This window comes from Parachitinimonas caeni (genome assembly GCF_030129945.1).
GTDB classification, from domain to species: Bacteria; Pseudomonadota; Gammaproteobacteria; order Burkholderiales; family Chitinimonadaceae; genus Parachitinimonas; species Parachitinimonas caeni.
The window spans coordinates 1-9,317 of the sequence record NZ_JARRAF010000069.1 but is presented as its reverse complement, the minus strand read 5'-3'; the positions used below and the strand labels follow the sequence as shown (position 1 = coordinate 9,317).

The 9,317-nt window shown below is 65.4% G+C and carries 1 protein-coding gene; it reads right to left on the bottom strand.

What is annotated here, in order from left to right:
- Positions 1-9,317, bottom strand: a 9,317-nt coding sequence (locus tag PZA18_RS23090; RefSeq protein WP_284103259.1) for an FG-GAP-like repeat-containing protein, incomplete at both ends; no start/stop codon positions are given.

The following is a 9,317-nucleotide window of genomic DNA, read 5'->3' as shown; positions in this document are numbered from 1 at the left end:
TCGAGCTCGGCCTGGGCCGTGGCAATCGCCTTCGTGTCCGCCTCGGTCGCGGTACGCGCACCGTTCAGGAAGGGTTTGCGCAATTCCGCCAGCTTCTTGCTGGCATCGGCAATGGCCTTGGAAGGTTCGCCACTGATTTCCGCAATCAGCCGGCCCCGGCTGTCGTACTGGTAATAGCTCTGGCGCAAGGTGAGCGCCGAGCCGGAATCGAGTTGCTGATTCAGATCGAACGCCTTGTTCGGCTTGGCCAGCGGTGACAGCGGCGAGAGGCCGACCGAGGTGATGACCAGGGCCGGGGTTTCCGGCGTCTGGGCCGGCGCGAGGCTGTAGGCGCTGGGGCCGCTGGCGGATTGCGTGCCCAGGCTGAGGACACCGGCAGACCGGCCGCTAACGGCCTGGGTGTGCATATCGGCCGGCGTGGCGGTCTGCAGCAGGTCGGTAGCCGGAACAAACTGACTGTCACGATAATCCCAGCGCTGGATGCGTTGGCTACCATTGGCTTGAGGCAGGATGGCCAGCAGTTGCAGGCGACCATCGCCCTGGGTGTCCAGCAGGCGGTAACTGGCGCGTTCTTCCCAGGCACCCAGCACAATATCCTGACCTTTGGTCATAACATTGCCGCCCGAGCGCCAGATCGTGGCCACAGCCTGATCCTGGGCGTTCCGCCAGACTTGTACCAGATCGGCTTTGCCATCCTGGTCCAGATCCCCGACGGCATAGCGGGCGTTTTTCTGGCCCAGGTTCGGGCCGATGCCCGAACTGCCGGTTTCGTGTTTGAGATCACCTAACCAGACCGCCAGTTGGTCGGTGCCATCCCCGGCACGATAGAGCTCGACGGTATCGGATCGGCCATCGCCATTGATGTCGGCACTGAGTGTGGTCAGCGCTTCACGCCCCCAGCCAATGTCCTTGACGGTGCCACCCAGTGTCTGGCCATCCGTCTCCAGCCAGAAGTGGCGTTGCCAGTAGTAGCCGCTCCAGTAGATCACCGAGACATCTTGACGACGATCGCCATCGACGTCCTGCACCACGAGCTGGGCCCCGTTGAAGCTGCCATCCCAGCGCTTGCTCGGCCCGGCCTGGAAGCCTTCACTACCGTTCTGCCAGAGGGTCAGTTCCATCTGGCTGCCGTCTACATCCCGCAATAACCAGAGATCGGCCCGGCCATCGCCATTGGCGTCGCCCAGGCGGTATTTCCGATCGACGCCCCAGGGGCCGAGTACGGTTTCGCTTTGACGTACCAGCTGGCCGTCGAGGTTGATCCATTGACGGGCCAGCATCTGGCCATCGCTACGTCGTGCCAGTTCCAGCAGGTCGCTACGGCCATCGCCGTTGAGGTCGGCCACCAGATACTGATTGTCGAGCTGGAAGCGCCCCAAAGGGGTCGCGCTGCCTTCGACCAGACCACTGCCGTTGTTGAGCCAGCTGCGGGCCACGACCTCGCCGTTGGCGGCATGTACGATTTCCAGGAAATCGCGCCGGCCATTGCCATCCAGATTGGCTTCCAGGAAGCGGGCATCCTGCCCCCAGTTACCTTGCTGCACAAACTGGCCGTCCATCGGTCGCCAGGTGGTCAGGGTCTGGCTACCATCGGCCTCGGCCCAGGTCGCAACCAGATCCTGGCGACCATCGCCATCCTGATCCAGCAGTCGATAGCGGGCGTCGTCATGCCAGGCCCCCAGAATGCTGTCGCGACCTTGCTGGTAGCTGGTGCCGGTTGAGTGCCAGAGACGTGCCACCGCCTGGCCCGCCTCATTACGCCAGATCTGCAGCAGATCCGCTTTGCGATCACTGTCGAGATGACCACTGAGGAAGCGGGCTTGTGGTTTGGCGGCACCCAGGTCCAGCCCCTGGTCCCAGACATTGCCGTAGCGGTAATCCCACGGATCAATATCGACACGGGTAGTGCCATCGCTGGTCTGGGAAATGGTCAGGCGATCGGTCCGGTCATCGCCGGAGGCGTCGGCCAGCAGGAAGTCCTGGATTTGTGGGCGTTGGGTTCCTCGACCATTCACCTCCAGCTTCTGCTGGTCATTCAGCACACAGGCAATGGTGTAATTACCCTGCCACCACGGTGAGGTAACCAGCAGCGCCGGGCGCGACATACCTATCGTGCGGCCGACTTCCAGACTGGACCGGCTATCGACATGGTGACCCAGACGCAGGGTGTCCTGGACTTGTTTGAAGTCCTGCCCGTTGCCCAGGCGCAGGCTGATCCAGGTACTGGCGCCGTAGTTGGGGTCGATGCCGAGTTTGAGTTCAAACAGATCGGCACGGCCATCGTTATTGGCATCAACCAGTTGATAGCGGGTCCGCGGCGACCAGGGACCGAGCACGGTTTCCCCCTGTGCCTGCCAGTCTCCCCCGGGGGCCAGCTGCCAGTTCTGGGCAACGGCCATGCCATCTGTCCGCTGCCGGATCACGACCAGGCCGGTCCGCGCATCGCCCTGCAGGCGCCCGGTCAGGTAGTGATTGTCGGCCCGCCAGGGGCCCAGGGTCACGGTAGCTCCCTGACTGAAGCCGCCTGCGCCGGCCTGCCACTGCACGGCCACGGCATCGCCGTTGCCATCATGGCGGATTTCCAGCAGATCCTCGCGGCCATCGCCGTTGAAGTCCCCTTGCAGGAAGCGGGTGTCTTTGCGCCAGTCGCCACGCTGAATGAATTGCTGGCCATCACTGCGCCAGCTGGCCAGACTCTGCCGGCCATCCGGCTCGGTCCAGGTGGCCAGCAGGTCCAGGCGGCCATCGCCATCCTGGTCGATCAGCCGGTATTGGGCCTTTTCCTGCCAGGGGCCCAAGGGGCTTTCGCTGATTTTTTGATAAGTGGTGCCGGTTGCTGACCATAAGGTGGCCACGGCCTGGCCTTCGGCATTCTTCGCAATTTCGACCAGGTCTGCCTTGCCCGTGCTGCGCACCGGCCCGGTCAGAAACACGGATTGCGGACGTGCCACCCCGAAGTCCTGCTCGGAAACGCTGACGAAGTAGCCGTTACTGCGATCCCAGCCCAGCCAGGTCTTGAGGGACAGGCGGTTGTCAGCCGTCTGGTGGAACGACAACCAGTCCGCACTGGCGTCGCCGTTGATATCCCCCAGCAAGGTGGTTTGACGATCCTGGCTGTCAATGCCAAATCCACTGGCCTTGAGCTGCCCTTGTTCATTCAGCCAGAGGCTATATGCAACCGAGTTACGGTTACCGGGGGCCGGGCTGATCAGCAAGGTCATGCGGTCGCTGGCATTCAGGGGGGCCAGCGATAGCTGGGCCTGCTCGGCGACGCGCCCTCCCAGACGGACCCGATCCAGCAGGCGGTTAAGGCCGCTACCGTCATGCCCCCGCACGCTGACCCAGGTGCTCTCGCCATAGTCCTTATCCCAGCCCATGCTGACTTCAAACAACTCGACCTTGCGGTCGCCATTGGCATCACCCAGTAAGTAACGATTGCCTGGATTCCAGCGGCCCAGCAAGGTGGTTGACTGCAGGGTCAGCCCCTGCGCAGAGGGGATCCAGAGGCGAACTTCGGCCTGCCCATCCGGCCGGCGGCGGATTTCTGCGAGGTCGGGCTTGCCGTCGCCATCCAGGTCACCGACCAGGAACTGGCTGTCAGCCTGCCAGCGACCGAGGTGTGAGCTGACGCCTTCGACATAGCCATTGCCGGTGGATGTCCACTGGCGGGCGATGGCATCGCCATTAGCGTCGTGGCGGATTTCCAGCAGGTCCTGTTTGCCATCGGCATCGAAGTCGATGTCGAGGAAGCGGGTGTCACGGCGGAAGTCGCCTTGTTGTACCAGACCGCTGCCATCAAAGCGGTAGCTCTGGAGTGTGTGCTGGCCATTGGCCTGGCGGGTGGTGACGATCAGGTCGGCCCGGCCATCGCCGTCCTGGTCGGCCAGCTGGTAGCGGGCCGCCGGGTTCCAGGCGCCGAGCAGGGTGTCGGCACCGCGTTCGAGGCCCTTGGCACCGGCGGTCCAGACGGTGGCGACGGTCTGGCCGGCGCTGTTGCGCCACAGTTGCAGCAGGTCGGTCCGGCCATCGCCGCTGAGGTCGCCACTGAGGTAGGTCGCGCCGGTCTGGCCCAGGGCCTGGTCGTTGATCGCGCTGTTGTAGTAGCGGTCTGGCCGGCCCTGCCATTGTTTGAAGTGGTCGAGGCCATCGCTGCCCCGGTTGATTTCGCCCAGGTCCATCCGGCCATCGGCGTTGAAGTCGCCATCAAGGAACTGGCCGTCCTGCCAGGGCAGGCTGTTGTGGCCGATCAGGGACAGATTGCCGTTGCTGTCGAGCGTGCAGCTCCAGAAGTAGCGGTAGCCGCTACGGAAGGACAGCAGCAGTTCCTGTTTGCCATCGCCATCGATGTCCTGGCAGCGGATGGCCAGGTCGGTCAGGTCGACACCGGGGTCGCTGACCGGGCCGGCGCTAAAGCCGCTGTCGCTGCCTTGCCACAGGCTGATGCGGAGGCGCAGTGGCTGGTTGGGTTGTTTGCTGATGACCCACAGGTCGGCTTTGCCATCGCCGGTGACGTCGCCGAGGGCGTAGCGGTTGCTGGCGTCCCAGCGGCCGAGTTCGGTCTCACTGCCCTGGCTCAGGCTGCCGCCGCGCTGCAGCCAGCGGCTGGCCACGGCCTGGCCATCCGGCCGGCGGCGGATCTGTACCAGATCGCTCTGGCCATCGCCATCGAGGTCGGCCACCAGGTACTGGCTGTCGGCCGCCCAGGGGCCGAGGGTCGTGCTGGCGCCGATGGCATAGCCATTGCCGGTCGAGGTCCAGGCGCGGGCCACGGCGTTGCCTTCGCTGTCATGGCGGATTTCCAGCAGGTCGCGCCGGCCATCGCCGTTGAGGTCCACATCAAGGAAGCGGGTGTCGCGGCTGAAGTCGCCGCTTTGCACGAACTGGCCTTCGACATGGCGCCAGGCGGCAATGCTGTGGCGGCCATTGGTTTCGGGCCAGATGGCGATCAGGTCGGCCCGGTGGTCGCCATTCTGGTCGCTCAGGCGGAAGGTGAGGCCCTCGCGCCATTCACCGAGCACGCTGTCCTGGCCACGCTGCAGGCTGCCATCGGCCTGACGCTGCCACGGGGTGGCCACGGCCTGACCCACCTCGTTCTGCCAGACCTGTACCAGTTCGCTGCGGCCGTCGCCATCCAGATCCCCGCTCAGGTATTGGGCGTTGAGGCGGCCCAGATTGGTGTCGCTGCCGGCCACATAGTCCCAGCTCTGCCGTCCCAGCCAGGTCTTGAAGTGGTCGAGGTTGTCGCTGCCACGGGTGATCTCGGCGATGTCGCCGAGGCCGTTGCCGTCGAAGTCGCCGCCCAGATAGGGCACGTCACGCCAGTTGTCGGCGCTGACGGCGGCGGCATAGAGGCTGCCATTGGGGTCGAGTCGCAGGCTGCGGAAATAGCGGCTGGTGCCATAGGCGTAACTGATGATCAGCTCGGCCCGGCCATCGGCATTGATGTCCTGGGCGCCGATCTGCATTTGCGACAGGGTGGCCTGCCAGTCGTCCTGCCGGGTCTGCTTGAAGCGGCCTTCGCCCTGGTTCTGCCACAGGCTGGCACGGGCATAACCATTGCCGAGGTCGCTGACCTGCCACAGGTCGACCTTGCGGTCGCCGTCGGCATCGCCCAGCACGTAGCGGCTGTTGGCCTGCCAGCGGCCGAGTTCGGTTTCGGCCAGGATCTGCAGGTTGCCGCCGATGCTGCGGGCCACGGCCATGCCGTCGGCGCGCTGGCGGATCTCGACCAGTTCGGTCTTGCCATCGCCATCGAGGTCGCCGATCAGGTATTGGCTGTCGGCCTGCCAGCCGTCGAGCAAGGCGCTGGCGCCCGGGGTATAGCCAGCGCCGCTGGCCAGCCATTGCCGCAGGTAGGCTTTGCCGTCCTGGCTGTGGCTGATTTCCAGCAGGTCCCACTGGCCGTCACCATTGAGGTCGGCATCGAGGAAGCGGCTGTCGCGGCCCCAGTGGCCTTTCTGGCTGAAGTGGGCACCATCGTTGAGCCAGGGTTGGATCTGCTGGCTGCCGTCGGCCTGATCGAGCACGATCACCAGGTCGGACCGGTGGTCGCCGTTCTGGTCGAGCAGGCGATAGACGGCCTGCGGGTTCCAGGTGCCCAGATCGGTGTCGCCGGCGGCTTCAAAGCGGTCGCCCCGGGACAGCCAGCGGCTGGCGATGGCGTGGCCGGCCGGGTTGCGCCAGATCTGCAGCACATCGCTCTTGCCATCCCCATCCAGATCGCCGACCAGGTAGCGGGCATCGGGCCGGTCGGCACTGCCGAGGGTCATTTCGCTGCCGGCCACGTAGTTGCTGTCGGCACGGCCCAGCCAGGTCTTGAGGCGGGCCAGCCCATCCGCGCCGGTATAAATCTCGGCCACATCCTGGCGGCCGCTGCCGTCGAAGTCGCCCAGCAGGTATTGCACATCGCGCCAGTTGTCGGCGCTCATGTAGCTGCGGGCCAGGCTGCCATCGCTGTTGAAGCGGACGGTGAGGAAGTAGCGGGTCGTGCCGTAGGCATAGGCCACGGCGGCTTCGAGCTTGCCGTCGCCATTGACGTCCTGCAGGCCGAACTGGGCGCCACCGAAGCGGCCGTCCCAGTCGGTGCTCTGGGGAGTGGTAAAGCCATCGGCGCTGTTGCGGAACACGGTCAGCCGCATGCCGTTCGGCCGTTCGGCAAACTGCCAGAGGTCGGCCCGGCCATCGCCGGTGCCGTCGCCCAGCTGGTACCAGGCGCCGCTGCTCCAGCCACCGAGCACGTCTTCGCGGGTGTGGACCTGGCCGCTGGCATCGACGGTCCAGCGGGTGGCCACGGTCTGGCCGTCTTCGCGTTTGCGGATCTGCACCAGCCCGGCCCGGCCGCTGCCATCGAGATCGCCGACCAGGTATTGCTGGTCAGCCTGCCAGCGCCCCAGCTTGCCGGCGATGCCTTCGACGTAGCCTGTGTCGGTGGCCAGCCATTGCCGGATCGAGACGTCGCCACTGGCGTCGTGGCGGACTTCGAACAGGTCTTGTTTGCCGTCGGCGTTGAAGTCGGTCTGCAGCAGCAGGCTGTCGGCGACCCAGGGGGTGCTTTGCAGGAACTGGCGGCCGTCGAACAGCCAGGCATCGATGCGGGCGACGCCATTCTGACTGGAGGTCATGACAAGGTCGGGCCGGCCATCGCCATTGCGATCGACGAAGTGCAGGTCAGCCCCGTCGACCCAGGGGCCGAGCACGGTTTCGCTGGTCTGGCGGTAGTCGCCGCTGCCGGTGCCGCGATAGAGGGTGACCACGGCCTGGCCTTGTGCATTGCGCCAGTACTGGACCAGATCGCCGAGGCCGTCGCCATTGAGGTCGGGGCTGTAGTAGCGGACCTGGTCTTTGGGGGTGCCGAGCACGGCTTCCTTGCCCCAGTCCCAGATGCCATCGCCGCGTTGCAGGGCGGCCCACAGGTGGTCGTAGCCGTCGCTGCCGCGGAACACCGGGCTCCAGTCGAGTTTGCCGTTGCCGTCGATGTCGCTGGCCAGGTATTGGGCCACGGCATTACGGCTTTGCGAGGTGTAGTCGCCGCGGTAGGACAGGTTGCCATCGCTGCCGATGAAGATCGTATCCTGATAGAAGTAGCCGTTGCGCTGGACCAGCGAGACCATTTCGAGGCGACCATCGCGGTTGAGGTCGGCCAGACCATAGGTACGGCCCTTGGCACCGGTGGTGAAGTTGAGGCTGCTGACGTGGCTGAAGCCGCCCAGGCCATCGCCCTTGTACAGGCGGGCCTGCATGCCGTTGCCGTTCTCCGGGTTGTCGACAGCGATCAGGTCGGCTTTGCCGTCACCGGTCATGTCGCCGACCAGATAGCCGTTGCCGGCCGCCCAGTCGCCGACGACGATTTCCTGTCCGACGGCGGTGGCCGGGTCGATCAGCTGGATCTGGTCGATCAGGGCGGTGACGTCGCTGTCGCCACGGGTGCCAACCAGTTCGATCTGGTGCGGACCGTTGCCGGTGAAGGTCAGGGTGAAGGTATAGCTCGCCCAGCTGCCACGGGGCGGGGTGATGGCATTGCCGACCGCGACGCCATTGACGCGCAGTTGCAGGCTCTGGTCGCCGCTGCCCTGGTTGACGCGCTGGCTGGCCTGGAAGGTCAGCACACTGCCACTGGCGGCGCTGACGCTCTGGCTGAGTTTGCCATCGCGCTGCAGGAAGGCCACGCTGTTGCCGCTCGGCGCCGGTGGGGCGCCACGGGTGAAGCTGCCGTCATTGGTGGCAACGCCGGCAGTGCCGGTGAAGGTCCAGCCGGGCAGACTGGGGCCATCGATGCCGGGGCGGTAGACGAAGTCGCCCACGCCCGCCAGTTCGAAGCTGCCGTTGATGATCGCATTGGGCGGCACGTCGGGGCCGGCCGCCTGGATCCGGGTAAAGCGGCCGGTCTGGGCATCGACCAGCCAGTTGGTGGCCACGGCCTTGCCGTCCCAGCGGCGGCGGATTTCGGTGAGGTCGCTGACACCATCGCCATTGAGGTCGGCGAACTGGTAGGTCACGTCCGTCTGGTTGCGGCCGAGGGTGACGTCCTGACCCGCAATATAGCCCTGCTCGGTCGCCTTCCACTGCCGCGCCACGCGCCGACCCTGGGCATCGACGCCGATTTCGATCAGGTCGCCCCGGCTGCCGGGAGCCCAGCTGACGTCGTACAGCCTGGCGCCATATAGCGGCGCCAGTTCGATTCCCCCCTGCGCCCGGCCCAGGGCCTGGCTGATCTGGCCGGCTGCGGTCTGGGTGTTGTCGCTTTGACGGCTGTTGTTCAGCCCCGTGGTGCCCACGGTCTTGCTGATGACGTTGCCGAGGGCGTCGTAGGTATAGGTGGTAACCAGCCCTTCCGGGGAGGTCTCGCTCTGCAGCTGGTTGAGACTGTTGTAGACGAAGCTGTGGGTGCGCTTGGTCGCCGTGACGGCGACCGTGATCTTACCTTGGGCATCCTGGGCCAGGCGGGTACGAAGATTGGTAGCGCGGTCGATCTGCGCAGCGCCAGGTGTTTGTTGCGCGACTTCGTAGCGGCTGACGTCGGTCTTGTTGCCGCGACTGTCGTAGTCATAGGTGGTCAGATAGCCTTCCGCATCCAGCTCGCCCACCAGCAGGCCGCGTTTGTCGTAGTAGTAGCTGGTCCGCTGGTCGGTAGCGGTATAGCGGGCTTGGGTCTGGGCATCGATCGGCAGTTGGCTTCGCAGCGATTCCAGCGTACTGCTGTCCGTTGCCCCTTTGATCTGGGTTGCGTAGCGGATGGTCTCGATCTTGCGGCCGGCGCCATCGTACTGGTATTCGGTCAGATAGCCTTCGGCATCGAGCTGGCCGGTGCGCAGACCATC